The 17,540-nt window shown below is 55.3% G+C and carries 12 protein-coding genes; 9 read left to right on the top strand and 3 right to left on the bottom strand.

Going from position 1 to position 17,540, the window contains the following annotated elements; genetic code table 11:
- Position 1: 1 nt before the first annotated feature.
- The gene (locus ACZ439_RS14230; RefSeq protein ID WP_127608681.1) at positions 2-1,240 is read left to right on the top strand and encodes an argininosuccinate synthase; all 1,239 of its coding nucleotides are present in this window, start codon (positions 2-4) and stop codon (positions 1,238-1,240) included.
- 13 nt (positions 1,241-1,253) lie between these two features.
- Positions 1,254-2,669 carry an argininosuccinate lyase gene (argH, locus tag ACZ439_RS14235; RefSeq protein ID WP_127608682.1) on the top strand — a complete coding sequence of 472 codons (1,416 nt, stop codon included), beginning with the start codon at positions 1,254-1,256 and terminating at the stop codon, positions 2,667-2,669.
- Between the two features lie 125 nt (positions 2,670-2,794).
- Here argH and ACZ439_RS14240 read toward each other — a convergent pair whose 3' ends face one another.
- Positions 2,795-4,288: a VanW family protein gene (locus ACZ439_RS14240; RefSeq protein ID WP_464619811.1), complete on the bottom strand. Its 1,494-nt coding sequence runs from the start codon at positions 4,286-4,288 to the stop codon at positions 2,795-2,797.
- Between the two features lie 380 nt (positions 4,289-4,668).
- Between ACZ439_RS14240 and ftsE the strand changes: the two genes are divergently transcribed.
- From ftsE to ACZ439_RS14265, 5 genes are all read left to right on the top strand, one after another.
- Positions 4,669-5,355, top strand: a complete 687-nt coding sequence (ftsE, locus tag ACZ439_RS14245) for a cell division ATP-binding protein FtsE (RefSeq protein ID WP_054798385.1) — start codon at positions 4,669-4,671, stop codon at positions 5,353-5,355.
- Entirely contained in the window at positions 5,345-6,262 is a 918-nt protein-coding gene (gene ftsX / locus ACZ439_RS14250; protein WP_127608684.1) for a permease-like cell division protein FtsX, read from the top strand. The genes ftsE and ftsX overlap by 11 nt, the downstream gene beginning before the upstream one ends.
- Positions 6,263-6,293: 31 nt before the next feature.
- Positions 6,294-7,520 (top strand): murein hydrolase activator EnvC family protein, encoded by a 1,227-nt coding sequence (locus tag ACZ439_RS14255; protein WP_464619812.1) that lies wholly within the window; start codon positions 6,294-6,296, stop codon positions 7,518-7,520.
- A gap of 138 nt (positions 7,521-7,658) precedes the next feature.
- Positions 7,659-9,113 carry a S41 family peptidase gene (locus tag ACZ439_RS14260; RefSeq protein ID WP_141336211.1) on the top strand — a complete coding sequence of 485 codons (1,455 nt, stop codon included), beginning with the start codon at positions 7,659-7,661 and terminating at the stop codon, positions 9,111-9,113.
- Between the two features lie 148 nt (positions 9,114-9,261).
- Positions 9,262-10,554, top strand: coding sequence for a PDZ domain-containing protein (locus ACZ439_RS14265; RefSeq protein WP_464619813.1), 1,293 nt, complete (start codon positions 9,262-9,264; stop codon positions 10,552-10,554).
- A 144-nt stretch (positions 10,555-10,698) separates the two neighbouring features.
- Here ACZ439_RS14265 and ACZ439_RS14270 read toward each other — a convergent pair whose 3' ends face one another.
- Complete coding sequence (locus tag ACZ439_RS14270; RefSeq protein ID WP_054798387.1) at positions 10,699-11,463, bottom strand: flagellar motor protein MotB; 765 nt, start codon at positions 11,461-11,463, stop codon at positions 10,699-10,701.
- Positions 11,450-12,238, bottom strand: a complete 789-nt coding sequence (locus ACZ439_RS14275) for a flagellar motor protein (RefSeq protein ID WP_201317867.1) — start codon at positions 12,236-12,238, stop codon at positions 11,450-11,452. Before ACZ439_RS14275 ends, ACZ439_RS14270 begins: the two co-directional genes overlap by 14 nt.
- 269 nt (positions 12,239-12,507) lie before the next feature.
- On the opposite strand from ACZ439_RS14275, the gene uvrB reads away from it, so the two are divergent.
- Together uvrB and uvrA are read left to right on the top strand one after the other, a co-directional pair.
- Positions 12,508-14,505: an excinuclease ABC subunit UvrB gene (gene uvrB / locus ACZ439_RS14280; protein WP_054800367.1), complete on the top strand. Its 1,998-nt coding sequence runs from the start codon at positions 12,508-12,510 to the stop codon at positions 14,503-14,505.
- Between the two features lie 23 nt (positions 14,506-14,528).
- Positions 14,529-17,411 (top strand): excinuclease ABC subunit UvrA, encoded by a 2,883-nt coding sequence (gene uvrA / locus ACZ439_RS14285; RefSeq protein ID WP_141336210.1) that lies wholly within the window; start codon positions 14,529-14,531, stop codon positions 17,409-17,411.
- The last annotated feature ends 129 nt before the right edge of the window (positions 17,412-17,540 follow it).

Consider the following 17,540-nt stretch of genomic DNA (forward strand, 5'->3'; position numbering starts at 1 on the left):
CATGGCAAAGCAAAAAATCGTATTGGCGTATTCGGGCGGGTTGGATACGTCCATCATCTTGAAATGGTTGAAGGAAACGTACGACGCAGAAATTATCGCCTTCACCGCCGATATCGGACAGAAGGATGAGCTCGACGGTCTTGAGGAAAAAGCGCTGAACACCGGCGCGTCTAAAGTATACATCGACGACCTGCGCGAAGAGTTCGCGCGCGACTTCATTTTCCCGATGTTCCAGGCGGGCGCCCTGTATGAAGGGCAGTACTTGCTTGGCACGAGCATTGCGCGTCCATTGATCGCGAAGCGGATGGTCGAGATCGCACGCGCGGAAGGCGCTACCGCCATCGCGCACGGGGCGACGGGCAAAGGCAACGACCAAGTGCGCTTCGAATTGACAGCCGCGGCTTTGACGCCGGATGTCGAAGTCATCGCGCCATGGCGGCTGGAAAATTTCCGCGAGGAGTTCCCGGGCCGCGCCGAAATGATCGCCTTCGCCGAGAAGCACGGCATTAACGTGACGGCTTCCGCCGCGAAGCCGTATTCGATGGACCGCAACCTGCTGCACATTAGCTACGAGAGCGGCGTGCTGGAGGATCCTTGGTTCGATCCGAGCGCGCCGGAGAACAAGGACATGTTCCTGCTCAGCGTCGATCCTGCGGATGCGCCGGACGAAGCGGAATACATCGAGCTTGAGTTCGAGCAAGGCAACTGCGTTGCGATCAACGGCGAGCGGATGATTCCGCTGCACATCATGGAGAAGCTGAACGAACTCGGCGGCAAGCACGGCGTGGGCCGCGTCGACATGGTCGAAAACCGCTTCGTCGGCATGAAGAGCCGCGGCGTGTACGAGACGCCGGGCGGGACGATCCTGTTCACCGCTCACCGTAAGATCGAGTCGATCACGATGGACCGCGAAGTGATGCACTTGCGCGACTCCTTGATTCCGAAATATGCTTCGCTCGTGTACAACGGCTTCTGGTACGCACCGGAGCGTCTGGCCATTCAAGCGCTGGTGACCGAGAGCCAGAAGAATGTAACGGGTACGGTTCGCTTGAAGCTGTTCAAGGGCAACGTCATCGGCGCCGGCGTGAAAAGCCCGGTCAGCTTGTACAACCCGCACATCGCGACGATGGAAGCCGATCCGACGAAAGCGTACGACCAAGGCGATGCCACAGGCTTTATTCGCCTCAATGCGCTCCGTTTGCGCGTAGCGGCTGGCGTCCATCAGAACGACGGGAAATAGGGGGCAATAATACGTGTCGAAGCTTTGGGGCGGACGATTTACGAAGAAAACCGACCAATTGGTCGAAGAATATACGGCTTCTATTTTGTTTGACAAGGAGTTGGCCGAGGAGGACGTGCAGGGCAGCATGGCGCACGTCACCATGCTCGGCAAATGCGGAATTCTGCCGGCGGACGATGTCGAGAAAATCAAAGACGGGCTTCTCAAGGTGCAAGGGATGATTCGCCGCGGCGAGCTCGAATTCTCGGTCAGCGATGAAGACATTCATATGAATATCGAGAAAGCGCTGATCGACGAAGTCGGTTCGGTCGGCGGCAAGCTGCATACGGGCCGGAGCCGGAACGACCAAGTGGCTACCGATATGCACCTGTGGCTGCGCAAGCGGGTCGTGGAATTCGTCGGACTGCTGAACAAAGTGCAGGAAGCGCTAATCGAGCAGGCGAAGAATAACCTGGATACGATCGTACCGGGGTATACCCACCTGCAGCGGGCGCAGCCGATTTTGTTCGCGCACCATCTACTCGCCTACGTGTCGATGTTCCAGCGCGACGCCGAGCGTTTGCAGGACAGCTACAAGCGCGTCAACGTCCTGCCGCTCGGAGCCGGGGCGCTGGCCGGGACGACGTTCCCGATCGACCGCCATTTTGTCGCTGAGCAGCTTGGGTTCGATCGCGTGTACGAGAACTCGCTCGATGCGGTGAGCGACCGGGATTTTATACTGGAGTTCCTGTCGAACGCTTCGATGATTATGATGCACTTGTCGCGGCTGAGCGAGGAATTTGTCATGTGGTCCAGCACGGAGTTCCGGTTTGTCGAATTGGACGACGCCTTCTGTACGGGCAGCAGCATCATGCCGCAGAAGAAAAATCCGGACGTTGCCGAGCTCGTGCGGGGCAAAACCGGTCGTGTGTACGGCAACCTGTTCGGACTGCTGACCGTGCTGAAGTCGCTGCCGCTCGCGTATAACAAGGACATGCAGGAAGACAAAGAAGGCATGTTCGACACCGTTCGCACGCTCCAGGGCGCGCTGCAGCTGTATGCGCCGATGATTGCGACGATGAAGGTGAATAAGGACCGGATGAGACAAGCCGTGAACCAGGATTTCTCCAATGCGACCGACATTGCGGACTATTTGGTTAACAAAGGCATGCCATTCCGTCAAGCGCATGAAGTGATCGGGAAAACGGTGCTCTACTGCATCCAAAACCACAAGTATTTGCTCGACCTGAAGCTGGAGGAGTATCACCAGTTCTCCAAGCTGTTCGATCAAGACATCTACCAGGTGCTCCAACCGGAGAGTGTCGTGAATGCGCGCAACGTGTACGGCGGAACGGCTACGGCGCAGGTGAGCGCGGCTGTCGAACGGGCGGAAGCGGCGCTTGCGGTCTCGACCGCTTGGTTTGATGAGTTTTACGCGAAAAGCAGATAAGTCGCGCCTGAAGTTATAAAGCGCAGAAAACCTGCGGAAGCGGTTCGGGTCTCTCGAAAGAGAGCGGAACCGCTTCCGCAGGTTTTTTTATTGATCGGTTTACAGGCTAGCGGCTGCCGTATGCATTAACGGAAGCTGGGCCCCTTTACGCCGTCCTCGACATAAGGGACGGGCGAATCTCCGGTAGGATGCGGGGACGAGCGATCCGCTCCGGAGCCGGAACCCGTATTGATCGCAATGACGGTCGGCTGTGCGGCATAGGTGTCTCTCGATATTTTCTCCCGGCCGATAATGTTCCCGTTCTTCTTCTGAATACGGTAAGTTTCGACAATGTAGCCGGGCTTTCCTTTGACGACGATTTCGCTTTTGCCTTTGCGCAGCGACGGGTTGTGCACATATTTTGTCGAAGGCTGCAAGGTGTCGACCGTTACGGATTCGACATCAAAGGTCGTATCGGGAGGTGTCTGCCCGAACAGCTTGACCTTCAGCTCGCTTCCGTCCGCATAGGTGCGGATCAACATATAGAAGTTCGTGCTGTTACGGAACTTGAAGTTGATATGGCCGCTGGCGAACGTCGCGTCTTGACCTAGCGGCACGTAGCTGACGGGCAGCGAATGGTTCCGCCGCTCAACAATCGTGAGTCCGGCGCGGAGCACGGCGTTGTACAGCGTCGACGAGACCTGGCAGATGCCTCCGCCGATGCCGGGGACGAGCTTGCCGTTGACGATGACCGGCGCCTCGCGGTAGCCGGCTGTTTTCTCCGTTTGTTCGATAAAGGGAGCGTAATCGAAGACGGCGCCGGGCGCGAGCAGGACGTCTTGCAGCGAGGCGGCTGTCGCTTGCACGTTATGCAGCCTACCTGCCGAGCCTGCGGCGGAACCGGCAGCCGGCGGGTAGCGGGTGGCGAATTCGCCGATTTTGCGCACAATGCCCTGCTGCTGCAGCGACTGGACCGTCACCGCCGGGTTCACCGTGCGCATCGGCACGTCCAGCGCGAGGGGCGGCGCGGAGGCCGCGTCGGCCACCTGCACCTCCCACGCGGGCAGCGCGGCAGCGAGCCGTTCCCCAAGCTGCGGCTCATCGATGCGCCGGGCCGGTTTTTCCGGCGCATAGTCGATCGTATCGTCCGGGCGGATGATCCGGACGGCGTCTTTCGGCTGTTCGCGGTACACGGGCGCGAACGCTTCCTGCAGCGCAGCTCCAAGCTTCTCTGGCGCAAGGGCCGGGCGAATCGCCCAGTCGCCCCCCCTTGCTTGCCAGCGCGCCCAGGCGCGGTGAAACAGCGAGCCTTCCCGCAGGCTTGCGATCCGCTGCCGCAGCGGTTGTTCGTCCAGCTCGATCCCCAGCTGCCCGAGCGTGAGCTGCGCGCTGCCGCCTCCGGTCCCGTCTGCCGGTGGTACTGACAGTTTCACGGACTGGCCGAGGAAAGCGGCTTTGCGCTGGCTCACTTGCGCATCGAACTCGGCGTACGTGATTCCGCCGACAGGCCAGTTTCCGAGATGAACGCCAGCAGGGATGCGGGAAGAGGAGCCGTAAGCGGCGAAAGCCGCGCAGCCGACCAAGGCCGTGGCTAAGACACCAATGGCAACAGGACCGAGTATTCGGTTCCAGGTATGCATAAGCGGGTCTCCTTTGTCCAAATAAGCTCGTACTTAAATAGTTTCAAATATATGCGAGTGTCGGACGAAACTTGCCACTGCCTGGATCGGGAGCCGACAGTTCCCCGCTGAATCGATGCGCTTTGACCGATCGTAAAGGCAAGCGTTGCTCCGAATGCGAAATGAATTGTGGCAATATGTAGAAATTCACAACAGACTAAAGGATTTTAGGCGTTTGTGTCGAACTATTAAAGGCTAGAAGTAAATTGTCGATAAGTGATGCCAAGATAAACGGCTGCGTCGTCCTTGTCTTGCAAGGAATTGCCCGTTTGTCAAAGCTGATGCGCGTTTAAGACTAAAACTTACATGGCGATCAGCTAAAAAAATCAGGATGTGATACCGTGATCGAAATGCAGGACGTTTGGAAGACGTATCCTGACGGCACCCATGCCCTTCGAGGCATTAACGTCAAGGTGGATCAAAGCGAATTCGTCTATGTCGTCGGTCCGTCAGGTGCGGGAAAATCGACTTTCATGAAATTAATTTATAGAGAAGAGCGTCCGAGCAAGGGCGCGATCTTCGTTAACGGTTTTAATCTGGAGAAGCTGAAGCAGCGTAAAATTCCGTTTGTTCGCCGCAATATCGGCGTTATTTTTCAGGACTTTCGCCTGCTGCCCAAGCTTACGGTGTACGAGAATATCGCCTTCGCGATGGAAGTGATCGAAGCGCCGAAGAAAATTATTAAGAAACGGACGCTCGAAGTGCTGGAGCTTGTCCGACTCAAGGACAAAGTAAACTCCTTGCCGACACAGCTGTCCGGCGGCGAACAGCAGCGCGTCGCTATTGCCCGGGCAATAGTCAATAATCCGTCCGTCATTATTGCGGACGAGCCAACCGGGAACCTGGATCCGGAAACGTCATGGGGCATTATGAAGCTGATGGAAGAAATTAACTTTCGCGGCACGACGATCGTCATGGCTACGCATAACAAAGAAATCGTAAACACGATGCGCAAGCGCGTCATTGCCATCGAATCGGGGAAAATCGCGCGCGATGAAGTGAGAGGTGAGTACGGCTATGAAGATTAGCACGGCCGGACGCCACCTTCGCGAAGGGACCAAGAATGTGCTGCGTAACGGCTGGATGTCGTTCGCGTCGATCAGCTCGATTACGATCTCCTTGTTTATATTAGGCGTATTTCTGCTGCTGTCGCTCAACGTGAATTTTTTGGCGCAACAAATCGAGCAGCAGGTCGAAATTCGCGTGTATTTGGAAGTAAATACGCCGCAGGATCAAATTGCACTTCTGCAGAATGAAATTGCTGCCATGCCGAAGGTCAATAAAGTGAAATTCGTGTCGAAGGAAGAAGGACTCGAGTATTTGCGCGAGAAGCTTGGGGAGAGCGGCAAACAGCTGCTTGAAGGCTTCAATGGCGACAACAATCCGTTGAACGATTCGTTTACCGTCGAGGTGTCGGAACCGCGAGAAGTAGCTGCGGTTGCCGGCGAAATTAACAAATTGAACGAAGGCAAGCCGGCCAAGCCGATCTACCGCGTCAGCTACGGCCAAGGCACCGTCGAAACGATGTTCAAGGTAACCACGATCGTTCGTAATGTCGGTCTTGTGCTTGTCGCGGCTTTGGCGTTGACGGCGATGTTCTTAATTTCCAATACAATTAAAATAACAATTGTCGCACGGCGCCGCGAAATATCCATCATGAAGCTGGTCGGGGCGACGAACTCGTTCATTCGCTGGCCGTTCTTTATCGAAGGAGCGCTGCTCGGCATTATCGGTTCGGTCATTCCGGTTGGCATCCTGTTGTACGGCTACTGGCAGATGATGCGGTCCATCCAGTTGGACTTGAATCTGCTTCTGATCAAGCTGCTGCCCTTCGATGATATCGCATGGAAGACGTCCGTGCTGCTGATCGGCATTGGCGTTATGATCGGCATTTGGGGAAGCGTGTTGTCGGTGCGTAAGTTTTTGAGAGTGTAAGCTTGAAAGACCAACTGTTGGGGAGGAACGGGTGTTGAAAAAGTCTTTTCTGCCGCTTGTCTTGTCCTTAAGCCTTATCGGAGCTACGATTGTGCCCCAGGCCGGGTTTGCATTGACCGCTTCGCAGCGCATTGAGCAGGAGCTTAACCAGCTGAAGAAAACGAAATCCGCCGTTCAGCAGAAGGTGAACGAGACGGAGAAGCAAATAACGCAAGTTACGAGGGAAAAGCAGCAAACGTCAAACGACATCAACGCGCTTCTCGACCAAATCGACAAAACGAATAAAAGCTTGAACGTATTGAACGATAAAGTGGCCGAAGTTTCGGCAACGCTGAAAGAAAACGCGAAACAGCTCGAAGAAGCCGAGACGCGGGTGACCTCCCGCGATCAGATGCTCCGGTCGCGGCTTCGTCTGATGTATATGAACGGGGTCGTTTCGTACGCGGATGTGCTGCTGAGCTCGACCAATTTCAGCGATTTTTTGGACAGGCTTGAAGCTTTGCGTTCTATCGTAAATCAGGACAAAAAGATTCTGGAAGCGAACAAGCGCGACCGCGCCACGATTGACGAGAAACGGATCGCGATTGAGAAACAGCTCGCCGAGGTTAAAAATTTGTATGCGGAGACTTCGGCGGTCAAGGCCGATCTTCTGGTCAAGGAGAAGGAGAAAGAAGTGAAGATCGCGAGCCTGACTCAGAAGGAGAAGGAGCTCGAGGATATCAGCGAGGAAGTAGAGGCACAGCTTGTTAAGGTGGCCAGCCAGGAGGCGGCCAAGCAGCGGGCGCTCCAAGAGGCCAAAGCGGCGGAGGCGGCTAAGTCGAAGGGCGCGAAGGCGGCGGGGCCGGTGTATACGTACAGCGGAGGGAAGTTTGGCTATCCGCTTCCTAAAGTCGTCAATATGTCATCAGATTTCGGAACCCGCAAGGATCCCTTTACAGGCAGATCGTCTTCGCATAACGGTATCGATTTTCCTTCTCCGGCAGGAACGAGCATTCTGGCAGCCGAGGACGGCGTCGTCATCGTCGCTTCCTGGTGGAGCGGATACGGGAATACGGTGATCATTGACCACGGCAAAGGAGTATGGACGCTGTATGGTCATATCCGTAACGACGGCATCGTCGTGGAGAAGGGCGACACGGTCAAGCGGGGCCAGAAGATCGCCGAGGTCGGTTCGACCGGACGTTCGACGGGGAATCACCTTCACTTTGAAGTGCGGATTAATGAATCTCCCGTCGATCCTAAACCTTATTTAAGATAACGGACGCTGTTCATAATTCGGCAGGGCTTGTCATAAACTAGAAAGACAAGTTATGTAAGAAGTGTGAATGGACAACCGGCTTTGACTGGCAAAGCAACGGTTGCACTAGGGATCAGCAAAGGCGGTGTGGGGAGAGGCATGGTTTTTAAGGGACGTACGGTATTGGCTTTTGTACTATTGTCGATGTTCGCAAGCAGCATCATGACGCTGACAATTGTGAACCCGTCGATCTTCGCCGCGGTGAAGAACGGGAACGGAGCGGCTGCTGCGGATGCGAAGTCCGGCTTAACCAGCAAGGATATCAACAAACTGGCGACGACGTATCAGCTGATCAACGGCAAGTACTTGAACGAGGTCGATCACGAGAAAATCGTGAATGGCGCCATCAACGGCATGCTGGCAACGCTGGAAGACCCGTTCACGGTGTACATGGATCAGAACGAAGCGAAGCAATTCGACGAGAATATCACCTCTTCCTTCCAGGGGATTGGAGCGGAGGTGACCTCGGAAGACGGCAAAGTGACGATCGTGACTCCGATCAAAGGTTCGCCGGCCGAGAAGGCGGGCTTACACGCCAATGACGTGATCGTTTCGGTCAACGGCGAGAAGTTGGACGGCTTGACGTTGAATCAGGCGATCATGAAAATCCGCGGTCCGAAAGGTACGCAGGCAAAGCTGGAAGTCGCTCGTGCGGGCGTGAGCGACCCGATCCAGGTGATCGTGGTGCGTGATGATATCGATGTGGAGACGGTATTCGGCGAGATGCTGCCGGGCAATATCGGGAAGATCGAGATCCGGCAGTTCTCGAGCAATACGTCGGCGCGCTTTAAGGAAGAGCTGGCCGCCCTGGAGAGCAAGGGAATGAAGGGCCTGATCATCGACGTGCGCAACGATCCGGGCGGTCTGCTATCGGCCGTCGTCGAAATCGTGGAGCCGTTCATACCGAAAGGCAAGACGATTGTACAAATCGAGAACCGTAAGGGTGTTCGGGAAGAAACGAAATCGGAGAACGGCACAGGCAAAAATTATCCGGTTTCCGTGCTGATTAATAAAGGCAGTGCGAGCGCCTCGGAAATATTGGCCGGCGCTTTGCACGATTCCGTCGGCAGCAAGCTGATCGGCGAAACGACGTTCGGCAAAGGCACGGTGCAGGTTACGTTCGAGCAGGAGATGGGCGACGGCAGTAACATTAAGATGACCGTGTACAAATGGTTGACGCCGAACGGCACATGGATTCACAAGAAGGGTATTGCTCCCGATCTGGCCGTCGAGCAGCCGGCTTACTTCAAAGCGGCCCCTCTGACGAAAAAAGAAACGTTGAAGCCCGATTCGAACAACGAAGACGTGAAAAACTTGCAGGTCATGCTGCAGGGGCTCGGCTTGAATCCGGAACGAACGGACGGGTACTACAGCGACAAGACGGCGCAAGCGGTCAAAACGTTCCAGCGGTCAAACGGCTTGCCGGTAACCGGCGAGGTTGATAAGGAGACGGCGAACAAGCTGGAGAAAGCGATTCTTGCAGCTATCCGCGATCCGAAGAACGATCTGCAGCTGAAGGCGGCGGTCGAGGCGATGCAGCAAGCGGTGAAATAACCGGATTGTCTGCCAATTTCAGGAGGGCGGCAGGAAATAGCCGGCCCTGCGTCGAAATGATTAAGAAGGCGGTTCCGAGTCGCTCGGAATTCGACCTTCTTTCTTTTTTGACCAGGGACTATTCTGATTCAGATCAAAGGAGCGCGCCATGGATTGGGTTCAGGCTTTAGGGTGGCAGGGGCTGCAAGCGATCGTACAGCTATTCCTGCATCCTTTTTATTATGTGGGCATCCTCTTTATTATTTTGCAATACCGCAGACAAATCGCGATGGAACGCAGGCTGTTCTCTACGAAGCTGCACGCTCTCCTGCCGGAGACGTGGCGAATCGTGTTATGGGGATGGGTCGGGGGGTTATGCGTCTCGGTATTGATGGCAGGTATCGGAGTAACGGTTCAACAGGAGGCGGTCTTGCTGTTATGGATCGTCTCGCTGCTGCTCGTTATCGTGCGCGTCAGATACTTATGCTGGGCGTATGCGGTCGGTGTCATCGGAATGCTTCAGGTGGTGCTGTCGGCGATCCCGGGTGTGAGGCAGTCGGATGACTGGGCTTGGCTGACGAAACCGCTCTTCGCGCTGGACATACCGGCCATGCTGGCGCTCGTTGCTATCTTGCATTTGGCCGAGGCGATCTACGTAAGGAAGCAAGGAACGCGGCTCGGCATGCCGATGTTTGTCGAGGGGAAGCGCGGAAGAATCGTCGGCGGTTACCAGCTGCAGGGCTTTTGGCCGATGGCGCTGTTTCTCGTCGTCCCGCTGCAGCAAGCGGCGGGCGGGCCTTTGCTTCCGTGGACGCCGCTGCTTGGGGGCGAGCTGTGGCAGAACGGCTGGACGATTGTGGGGTTTCCCGTCATGATCGGATTTACGGAGATGACAATCTCGCGATTGCCGAAGGACAAGGCGAGGATCGGTTCCAATTTACTGATCTTGTATGCGCTAATTTTACTGGGGCTGGCCGCTTTAAGCGCATGGCTGCCGGTGCTAACGTTCACGGCAAGCTTATTTGCGATTTTGCTCCATGAGGCGATGATTGTGTATAGCCGTTGGGATGAAGGCCGCCGCCGCCCGATTTATGTACACACGGACAAAGGGCTGAAAATATTAGCCGTGCTGCCGGGCAGTCCGGCCGAGGAGCTCGGCCTTAAAGCCGGTGAGATCGTCAGCAAGGTGAACGGGGTTCCGGTTCGCAGCAAGCAGGCGCTGCATCAGGCGATGCAGTTGAATCCGGCGTTCTGCCGATTGGAAGTGCTCGATGGGGCGCTGGAGAACCGCTTCTTGAAACGGGCGCTTTACTCGGGGGAGCATCATCAGCTCGGCATTATACTCGCTCCCGACCAAGATGTGCTGTACTATGTGGAGGAGAAGCAGGTATCGATTTGGGCATACTTGAGCCGCCGTTTGATCGGATTACTCCGCAATGAAAAAAATTCGAAGAGCATGTAAGGGGCAGGCGTCACGACAATCCGGACATTTCGGCACGGAATAGGGATTTCGTGATCGGCCCATGCGGATACCAGCCCAACGCCCGAACGTCGGGTTGCACAACGAGCCTGAGGCGAAAGCCCCAGGCTCGTTGCATAGATGGCGTTACCTTAGAACAACGATCTCAACGCGGCGGTTTTTCGCGCGATTCTCATCGCTGTTGTTTTCGGCCACCGGCCGGGTATCGGCATAAGACGTCGAGACGAACTTCTTCGGATCTAGCTGCGCGGTATAGACGAAGTAGCGCAGGACAGACAACGAACGCGCTTGCGATAATCCCCAGTTGTCTTTATACACGGAGCCGGTCGACAGCGGCAAATCATCCGTATGTCCTTCAATACTGATGACCGCGTGCAGAGTAGGAAACAAGCTTGCCAATTGGTTCAAGATCGGCAAGGCTCCCGGCTTCAGGTCGGCTTTCCCGAGATCGAATAGGAACAAGTCGTTCAAGGTGACCGCTACGCCGCGAGGCGTATTTGCCGCGGATATTTGCGCTTGCAGGTTGTTTTCCTGAATATAGGCCTGCACTTTCTGAAGCAGGTCTTCCAGCTGTTTTTCCCGCTGCTGCTGTTCTTCCTTCCCGGTCTCCGCGTTATCATTCTGTTCCTGCTCTGTCTTGTTGTCCTCGCCACCCGCGGACGGGTTTGCGGCACCCATGATGCCTTGGCCCTGCGGCATAATCGTATCGGCTTTCATGAATTCCATTTTCAACGCTTTCGCCAGCACTTCGTATTTCTGAACATCGATCTTGCTCATGGCATACATGATGATGAAGAAAATCAGGACGAGTGTAATAAAGTCCGCGTAGCTGAGCAGCCAGCGCTCGTGATTGGGAGGCGCGGCCTGCTTCTTTCTCCTATTCCTCGCCACCGGGTTCACCTGCGCTCTCGCCTTTAATGTGATCTTGAAGGAGGAAAGAACTCAACTTTTTCTTAATCAATTGCGGATTTTCACCCGCTTGCAGAGCTAGTATCCCTTCCAGCATCAATTCCATTTCGGCGACCTGCTCCGCGCTGCGAACTTTGATTTTGCTTGCAATTGGCAGCAAAATGAGGTTGGCGGAACCTACGCCGTACAAGGTGGCCGTAAAGGCGACTGCGATTGCCGGTCCCAAGCTTCCCGGGTCATCCAAATTGCCGAGCACATGAATCAAGCCCATTACCGTACCGATGATCCCCATGGTAGGGGAGTAACCGCCGGCGGCTTCGAACATTTTGGCCCAGCCTTCGTGGTGATTTTCAAGAGCGTCGATCTCCAGCTCCAAAATTTGGCGGGTCAGTTCGGGATCGGTCCCGTCGACCACCATCATCAAGCCGTCCCGCAGGAACGGATTCTCATTCTCTTGAGCACGCTGCTCCAGAGCGAGGACGCCTTCGCGTCTGGCTACGGTCGCCATATCGACGAGCTCCTCGATAACTTGCCCCGGGTCTTGTTTCTTCTCGCGAAAGGCCATGTTCAGCGCCTTGCCAATATCTTTAATTTGTTTTAACGGAAAGCTGACAAGCACGGCGCCGATCGTGCCGCCCGCTATAATCAGCATGGAGCTTGGGACGAAGAGCGCGGAAATATGTCCGCCATCCATCATATAACCGCCAATTAATCCTCCAATACCGATGATGATCCCGATGATTGTCATCAAATCCACTTTCGTTCCACCCCTAGAGATTCAAATATGAATAACGGCAGTCACCTGTCGCTTGTCATTGGAATATCCGTTCGGAATGAACGGAAGACGAATGGGTTCGTTTGCAACAGAAACGGAAAAAAGGTATAATGTATGGGAACAAATATTCCTATTACAGGAACGCAGTCGAACGGAGTCGAAGCTACGCACATAGATGGCCTACCTTTTTATCGGAATCCGGTAACCGAAACTTTAGAAGATTTCCACTCTTTTCATGAATGGGTGATGAGATGAGCGAAGTAACCATAAGCGATAAGAAGTTCCAGCTCGTATCGGACTATACGCCTCAAGGGGATCAGCCGAACGCGATCGAGATGCTGGTATCGAGCATCCGCTCGGGACAGAAGCACCAGACGCTGCTAGGTGCGACGGGAACGGGGAAGACGTTTACAGCCGCGCATGTCATTGCTCAACTGAACCGTCCGACGCTGCTGATCGCGCATAACAAAACCTTGGCCGCGCAGTTGTGCAGTGAGCTGAAGGAGTTTTTTCCACATAATGCAGTGGAATATTTCGTAAGCTATTACGATTATTACCAGCCGGAAGCGTACATTCCTTCCTCGGATACGTTCATCGAGAAGGATTCGAGCATCAACGACGAGATCGATAAGCTCCGCCACTCGGCGACCAGCTCGCTGTTCGAACGCCGCGACGTCATCGTAGTGGCTAGCGTGTCGTGCATCTACGGCCTCGGATCGCCGATGGAGTACCGCAATTTGCTGCTGTCGCTGCGGGTCGGAATGGAGCGTTCGCGCAACGACATTTTGCACCGGCTGATCGACATCCAGTACCAGCGCAACGATATGAACTTTATCCGCGGCACGTTCCGCGTCCGCGGCGACGTGATCGAAATCTTCCCGGCTTCGCGGGGGGAACAGGCGGTGCGCGTCGAGCTGTTCGGCGACGAGATCGAACGGATTACGGAAATCGATGTGCTGACCGGCGAAATCATTGGCGAACGCGACCATATTGCGATTTTCCCGGCCTCCCACTTCGTGACCCACGAGGATACGATGAAGGTGGCGCTCGTGAACATTGAGCGGGAGCTGGAGGAGCGGCTGGCCGAGCTGCGCGGACAGGGCAAGCTCTTGGAGGCGCAGCGGTTGGAACAACGCACCCGTTATGATATCGAGATGATGCAGGAGATGGGCTTTTGTTCGGGGATCGAGAACTACTCCGGACCGCTGACGTTCCGCGAACGCGGAGCGACTCCTTACACGCTGTTCGACTATTTCCCGGACGACATGCTGATCATGATCGACGAGTCGCATGTGACGCTGCCGCAAATCCGGGCGATGTACAACGGCGACCGCGCCAGGAAAGAAGTGCTGGTCGAGCACGGTTTCCGTCTGCCGTCGGCGCTGGATAACCGTCCGCTGCGCTTTGAGGAATTCGAGAAGAAAATCAACCAGATCGTGTATATCTCCGCGACGCCAGGCCCGTATGAGATCGAGAAGTGTCCGCAGATGGTGGAACAAATCATTCGCCCGACAGGATTGCTCGATCCGATCATCGAGGTGCGGCCGACGAAGGGACAAATCGACGATCTGCTCGGAGAAATCCAGGATCGCATCAAGAAGGACGAGCGGGTGCTGGTGACGACGCTGACGAAGAAGATGTCCGAGGATTTGACGGACTATTTTAAAGAGATCGGCGTCAAAGTGCGGTATTTGCACTCGGAAATCAAGACGTTCGAACGAATGCAAATTTTGCGTGACCTGCGTTTAGGCGTCTTCCATGTGCTGGTCGGGATCAACCTGCTGCGGGAAGGTCTCGACTTGCCCGAAGTCTCGTTGGTGGCGATTCTCGACGCCGACAAGGAAGGTTTCCTGCGCGCGGAGCGCTCGCTCATCCAGACGATCGGGCGCGCGGCGCGTAATGCGAACGGCCGGGTCATCATGTACGGCGACAAAATAACCGATTCGATGAACAAAGCGATTACCGAGACGAACCGGCGCCGCGCCATTCAATTGGCTTACAACGAAAAACACGGCATTACGCCGCAGACGATACAGAAGAAAGTGCGCGACGTCATCGAAGCGACAAAGGTTGCGGAGCAGAAGGCCGACTACTTGGCGGACGTCAAGGGAGCAAAGATGTCGAAGAAAGACCGTATGTCGTTGATCGAAAGATTGGAGCAAGAGATGAAGGAAGCCGCCAAAAACCTGCAGTTTGAACGTGCCGCAGAGCTGCGCGACGCCATTCTGGAGATGAAGGCCGAGCTGTAACGAAAGAGAGGATGGGAGAACGAGTGGCCAGAGACAATATCGTCATCAAGGGCGCCAGAGCCCACAATTTGAAAAATATCGATGTCACCATCCCGCGCGACAAATTCGTCGTGCTGACGGGCTTGAGCGGTTCCGGCAAATCGTCCTTGGCCTTCGATACGATCTACGCCGAAGGGCAGCGGCGGTATGTCGAATCGCTCTCGGCCTATGCGCGGCAGTTTCTTGGTCAAATGGATAAACCGGATGTCGATTCGATCGAAGGCTTGTCGCCGGCAATATCGATCGATCAGAAGACGACGAGCCGCAACCCTCGTTCAACCGTCGGTACGGTGACGGAAATTTATGATTACCTGCGCTTGCTGTTCGCACGTGTAGGGCGTCCGCATTGTCCGCAGCACGGTATCGAGATTACGTCGCAAACCGTTGAGCAGATGGTTGACCGGATTATGGAGTACCCGGAGCGGACGAGACTGCAAATTTTGGCGCCGCTCGTGTCGGGCCGGAAGGGCGAGCATTCGAAGCTGCTCGCCGACATTCAGAAGCAGGGCTTTGTCCGGGTCCGCGTGAATGGCGAAATTCGCGACTTGTCCGAAACGATCGAGCTTGAGAAGAACAAAAAGCATAACATTGAAGTGGTTGTCGACCGGATCGTCGTGAAGGACGACGTTCAGACGCGCTTGGCGGACTCGCTGGAGACCGCGTTGAAGCTGGCGGACGGTCGAGTGATCGTAGACGTCATGGAGAAGGAAGAACTGTTGTTCAGCCAAAACCTGGCTTGCCCCGAATGCGGATTCAGCATCGAGGAGCTGGCGCCGCGGATGTTTTCCTTCAACAGCCCGTTCGGGGCTTGTCCGGAGTGCGACGGTCTCGGACAGAAGATGATCGTTGACCCGGACCTGCTCGTTCCGAACCCGAAGCTCACGATTGAAGACGGTGCATTCGAAGCTTGGGCGGGCAGCACGTCGAACTACTACCCTCAGTTTCTGGCCGCGGTATGCGAGCACTATAACATCCCGCAGAACGTGCCGGTATCGGAGCTGACGAAAGAGCAGATGCAGAAGCTGCTGAACGGTACGGGCGGCGAGAAAGTGAAGTTCAAATACGAGAACGACTTCGGGCATAAGAAGGAAGCGATGGTCGCCTTCGAAGGCATCGTGAATAACTTGGAGCGCCGTTATCGCGAGACGTTCTCCGAAGGCATTCGCGAGCACATCGAGCAGTATATGAGCGCCAAGCCTTGCGCCAAGTGTAAAGGGCACCGTTTAAAGCCGGAGACGCTCGCCGTAACGATCAACGGCAAGAACATCGCGCACGTCACTTCGTTGTCGATCGGGGAGGCGCATGAATGGTTCGATTCGCTGACCTTGAACGAACGGGAGATGACGATCGCGCATTTGATTCTCAAAGAAATTAAATCGCGTCTCGGGTTTTTAGTTAACGTAGGGTTGGATTATTTAGCCATGAACCGGGCGGCTGGCACGTTGTCAGGAGGCGAGGCGCAGCGGATCAGGCTGGCGACGCAAATCGGTTCCAGTCTGATGGGTGTACTATACATTCTGGATGAGCCGAGCATCGGGCTTCACCAGCGCGACAATGACCGTCTGATTCAGACGCTCGAGCATATGCGCGACCTCGGCAATACGTTGATCGTCGTCGAGCATGACGAGGATACGATGCTGGCGGCTGATTATATCATCGATATCGGTCCTGGCGCGGGTATACACGGCGGGATGGTGATCGCCCAAGGCACGCCGCAGGAAGTTATGGAAGATGCGAATTCGCTCACCGGTCAATACTTGAGCGGTCGTAAGTTCATCCCGATCGCGGCAGAGCGCCGTAAGCCGGGCGACAAGTGGCTCGAAATCCGCGGAGCCAAAGAGAACAACCTGCGCGGCGTGAACGTGAAATTTCCGCTCGGCGTGTTCAGCTGTGTGACGGGAGTTTCCGGCTCGGGCAAGAGTACACTAATTAACGAGCTCCTGTATAAGACGCTTGCCAAAGAACTGAACGGGGCAAAGGTAAAGCCCGGCGAATATAAGGAATTTAGAGGCCTGGAGCATGTCGACAAAGTCATCGACATCGATCAATCGCCGATCGGGCGTACTCCACGTTCTAACCCGGCCACGTATACGGGCGTATTCGACGATATTCGCGATGTGTACTCGAATACAACCGAAGCGAAGGTGCGGGGTTATAAGAAGGGCCGTTTCAGCTTTAACGTGAAGGGCGGGCGCTGCGAAGCTTGTCGAGGCGACGGCATCATCAAAATCGAGATGCACTTCCTGCCGGATGTATACGTGCCTTGCGAGATTTGTAAGGGCAAACGTTACAACCGCGAGACGCTCGAAGTGAAATATAAAGGGAAGAGCATTGCGGAAGTGCTCGAGATGACCATTGAAGACGCCTGCGAGTTTTTCAAAAACATCCCGCGCATTCATCGCAAGCTGCAGACGCTGCTTGATGTGGGTCTCGGCTATATGAACTTGGGACAACCGGCGACGACACTCTCCGGCGGTGAAGCACAGCGCGTCAAGCTGGCGGCGGAACTGTATCGCCGCAGCACAGGGAAGACGATCTACATCTTGGATGAACCGACGACCGGCCTGCATATCGACGATATCGACCGTTTGTTGAAAGTGCTGCACCGGTTGGTAGAGAACGGAGACTCCGTATTGGTCATCGAACATAACCTGGATGTGATCAAGACCGCCGACTACATCATTGACTTGGGACCGGAAGGTGGAAGCCGCGGCGGCATGATTGTCGCTACGGGAACGCCGGAGGATATCGTGAAAGTAGAGGGCTCTTATACCGGCAAGTACTTAAAGCCGATCCTTGAGCGGGATAAGGCCCGATCCGAGGATTACTTCAAACGTCTGAAGGCGTTGGAGGATGCAGCGGTTTAGCAAAGCCACCTGTCTGTGGAAGGGACGGATTGAACGGCAACAGCCGGGCGATCCGTCCTTTATTCGCTTCTCTCGAAGGCTGGAACATGGTTGTTCCGCGCGGACGGAGATCGTCTGGACAAGGTATCC

The sequence above is a fragment of the Paenibacillus sp. JCM 9796 genome (assembly GCF_055379675.1).

Coding starts and splice junctions, on each gene's coding strand:
- ACZ439_RS14230 (WP_127608681.1), top strand. CDS start 2: ATGGCAAAGCAAAAAATCGTATTGGCGTATTCGGGCGGGTTGGATACG.
- ACZ439_RS14240 (WP_464619811.1), bottom strand. CDS start 4,288: ATGCATACCTGGAACCGAATACTCGGTCCTGTTGCCATTGGTGTCTTA.
- ftsX (WP_127608684.1), top strand. CDS start 5,345: ATGAAGATTAGCACGGCCGGACGCCACCTTCGCGAAGGGACCAAGAAT.
- ACZ439_RS14260 (WP_141336211.1), top strand. CDS start 7,659: ATGGTTTTTAAGGGACGTACGGTATTGGCTTTTGTACTATTGTCGATG.
- ACZ439_RS14265 (WP_464619813.1), top strand. CDS start 9,262: ATGGATTGGGTTCAGGCTTTAGGGTGGCAGGGGCTGCAAGCGATCGTA.
- uvrB (WP_054800367.1), top strand. CDS start 12,508: ATGAGCGAAGTAACCATAAGCGATAAGAAGTTCCAGCTCGTATCGGAC.